This is a genomic window from Desulfonatronospira sp. MSAO_Bac3 (genome assembly GCF_003838035.1).
Taxonomy (GTDB): domain Bacteria; phylum Desulfobacterota; class Desulfovibrionia; order Desulfovibrionales; family Desulfonatronovibrionaceae; genus Desulfonatronospira; species Desulfonatronospira thiodismutans.
In genome coordinates, this window is the sequence record NZ_QYZY01000231.1 from 1 (window position 1) to 2,177 (window position 2,177).

Genomic DNA, 2,177 nt, shown 5'->3' on the forward strand with positions numbered 1-2,177 from the left:
CGAGCACAAGCGAGGGCACGGCCCTGCGGGTTAGAGGGAAGGGCCTGGAAGGGAGCCCGGGGGAGCAACCGGGCGATCTTTATTTGCGAGTGCATATCAGCAAGGTTTGAAATCCTCTCAGGGCTAATCCCAGAGTAATTATTCTCCCAAAAATCCAGTGAATAGTTGTAGAACCCTGTCTCTTCAATCACCTTCCTCTGGTTCTGAACCGACCTCAGACAATCCAGCGCTTTTGGACATTGCGCAGACTGAAGATAAACAGCACTGCGCAAAAAACCAGCAAAATGCCAAAGTTCAGGGCGACGGGCAGCATAGTGCTCTGGCCCAGAAAGCTCCAGTGCAGGATGTCCACGCCATAGGTGGGAGGCAGGGCAAAGGACACCGGCTGCAGAAAATATGGCAGGCTGCTTACCGGAATAAACAGTCCGGGTCAGGCCGGGCAAGACCGGTCAGCATGTTAATGGTTGCTGTATTTTTCAGGACAATAAATAAGGCCGGGCCATGTAGGTTGACCCGGCCTTAAGTCTGCTGTTCAACTATCCTGGTTTTTGCTTTCTGTCTCTTGTTCTCTGGACTCTCCGTGACACTCCCTGATCTGCTCAGGGGTGCAGTCTTCCGGCCTGTCTTTAAGTTTTTGCGGAAACTCGCATTTCTGGCAATCACATCCCATGGTTGACCTCCTTATTTTTCTGGTTTGAAGTTTTACTCTTCAGCTCAGGCATTCTATCCAGTGGGGCGGTTAAAAACAGTTGTGCCGAAGTTTTCCACCTGTGCAGGTTTTCCAGGTCTACCTCATAGTGCACATAATAACCGTGTTTTCTGCCCCGTACCAGCCCGCTGTCCCGCAGGACCCGCAAGTGCTGTGATACACTGGCGGGAGTGATTTTTAGCTCCCTGGCCAGCGCGTTCACGCAAAGACAGTCATTTTTAAGTATCTGCAAAATACGTACTCTGGCAGGCGTTGCCAGCACTTTGAACATATCTGCAAGTTCCTGGGGATTGGCCATAACTGATCCTTTATTCAATCAATTTAGTATTTGCGTATATAACTAATTAAATGCTGGTTGTCAAGGAGGCCTTTTGTATGTCCCAACAGTTTATGAAGCGCAGGTCCATGGGCTTACAATATCGAATTTGTTTTATATGGGAGGAAGGCGATGCATATGAAATCGAAATCACAGATTACCACTGATGCCGGGAGGCGGTTGCCTAGGAATCGTCCGCCGACACATCCAGGGGAGATGCTTTTTGAGGAATTCGTTAAGCCACTTAGGCTTACTCAAGTAGAACTGGCTCGCTGTCTTGGCGTTTCTTATCCTCGGCTCAACGAAATTATTAAGGGTAAGCGTTCAGTAACGCCGGATACGGCTTTGCGGCTTTCCCGGGTGCTGGGCATGTCCCCGGACTTTTGGCTTGGCCTGCAACAGAATTGGGACCTCTGGCATGTCATGAACAGCCCTGAAGCAGAAAACATTAATCGTCTGAAACCAATCCCCAGGAACCAACATTTTTTTGCATAACCTTTTTCAGCAGTTGCTATATGTTCAGATATCACTTGATGGCTGTAAGTAAGAATAATGTTAGCTCAGCCTACGGCATGAGTATTCCTTCCTTGGTAATCTGCCTGCTACCAGAGGTAAACCTCAAGTTCACCTCAGCTAAGTCTGAAGCATGATCCAGGCTGTAAGTGCCCTGCTCCCGGCCCGCCATGCGGCACACCCTGTTGCAGCCCTGCGCGAATACCGTGTTGTCCTTACCTTTTTGGTCATTGGCGGAGCAAGTGCTTCATAGCTTATCCGAGCTTGAAATTCATTGCTTTGTGCTTACGTATCTGTCGAATCTCACCTCTAATTTTTTATCCAGCTCCCGTCTGGGTAGCAGATGGAGATGTTTGACTTTTTCCTTAGGATACGGGAGATTAACCCTATAAAGTTATTGCAGAACTGCAGATTACTGGATATGCCGAGCGGATGGCTTTACCTTTTACCTTCCCGACAAGTACAGCTACGATGCTGGAGATGGTGACAAGATTGCTCATAGGCTTGAGTGCATCAACTCGGTGGAAGGAAAGAACCCGTTTTCGCGCCCTGATGGGTAGGTTTCGTTTTTGTTTGCAGAAGATGGTCTGATTATCGGTATTGCCCCCATTGACTTACGACAAAGCCATGCTGGTGATC

Annotated in this window: 3 protein-coding genes; 1 reads left to right on the forward strand and 2 read right to left on the reverse strand. The window is 48.8% G+C overall.

The genetic code is table 11. The features are described 5' to 3' along the window. Positions 1 to 191, reverse strand: a 191-nt coding sequence (locus tag D5S03_RS07875) for a hypothetical protein (RefSeq protein WP_287043370.1), incomplete at its 3' end; no start/stop codon positions are given. Between the two features lie 468 nt (positions 192 to 659). Beyond that, entirely contained in the window at positions 660 to 1,007 is a 348-nt protein-coding gene (locus tag D5S03_RS07880) for an ArsR/SmtB family transcription factor (RefSeq protein ID WP_008869167.1), read from the reverse strand. A gap of 156 nt (positions 1,008 to 1,163) precedes the next feature. On the opposite strand from D5S03_RS07880, the gene D5S03_RS07885 reads away from it, so the two are divergent. After that, a complete protein-coding gene (locus D5S03_RS07885) occupies positions 1,164 to 1,520 on the forward strand; it encodes a HigA family addiction module antitoxin (RefSeq protein WP_244156304.1) in 357 nt (118 codons plus the stop codon). Positions 1,521 to 2,177: the final 657 nt, after the last annotated feature.